General features: G+C 30.9%; 1 pseudogene. It reads left to right on the plus strand.

The features are described from left to right. Positions 1-288: pseudogene (locus ACFINE_RS09785) on the plus strand (autotransporter domain-containing protein); the annotation flags it as partial. Positions 289-1,177: the final 889 nt, after the last annotated feature.

The following is a 1,177-nucleotide window of genomic DNA, read 5'->3' on the forward strand; positions in this document are numbered from 1 at the left end:
AAAAGCGCATTTAATAAATGGTCTGTTGCTGCTTATGGAAATTTGCAGCATGATACCGGTTTTTATATGGATGGGGTAGTATCGTATAGCCTTTTTAAGGGTGATATTTTGACACGAGCACGGGGTAAAGTTGTGGCGTTAAAGGATAAACAGTTTAGTGGTTCTTTAACGAGTGGCAGAACGTTTGCAACAGGGTATAAAGGTGTTGTTTTTGATCCGTAGATTCAGGTTGTTTATCAGCATCTTCAGTTTAATCAGGCGCGTGATATTGATTTAGGAAAATTTCATGCAATAATTCAGAATGCTCATTCATCATTTTACATATTGAATAAAAACTGAATATTATAAATTTCTTTCATTTCAAACCTGTTTATATTTAATCAATTAACCCCTTGTCCATCACAAACGAAGCTGGCATGCAAAGAAGGACTTTTGAAAAAAGGTGAATTGCTTCTTATGAATATTCTCAAGTGCTAAAATCTGCGCAAATATTGAATGCTGAAAAAAGAATGATGATATCCGCGCATGACCGCAATGAAAATAATATCCTGTATCTTATCGAAATTTCTCTGCCACCTATCATTTACAAAACAACAACCATAACAACACGATAAAGCATACTTTACTTTTATTATAATTTGACCTCAAACTCCCTCTGTTTATTCTAAAAACAAGTATTTATCCAAAATTCTTAAGTAAACATCCTAAAAAAGGAAACAAATAATATGCGTATGAAATGATATAAACGTAAATAAAGTTCTAAAACAAAATTCAAAAAAATGCATAAAACTCATAAAGACTAAACTTATGATCTATAAAAATGAATAAAGAAATGGACAAAAACAACCACCTATATCGTCTCTTTTGAAAGATTATGCCGAAAGCATTCAGCATTCAAACTTTTCATATTCACAATGAAATCTGTCCTCATATCTTAACATCAAAAATTTTAGAAAAATTTCTCATCGCATAAAAGAAAGCATCTATTGTAATCTTTTATATCAAAAAATAACCATATTGATGAAGCAAAATAAATTTTAATACATTAAAAGGCAGAAAATCTTCTGCCTTTTAACTAAAAATACATATTGCAGCTCATCAAAAAAGGTGGCGCAATCCAGCAGAGAAACTCGTTCCAGAAAAACCAATTTTCTTAAATCTATGCTGATAAGTGACA

The sequence above is a fragment of the Bartonella sp. AA97HXZ genome (genome assembly GCF_042196985.1).
Lineage (GTDB): Bacteria > Pseudomonadota > Alphaproteobacteria > Rhizobiales > Rhizobiaceae > Bartonella.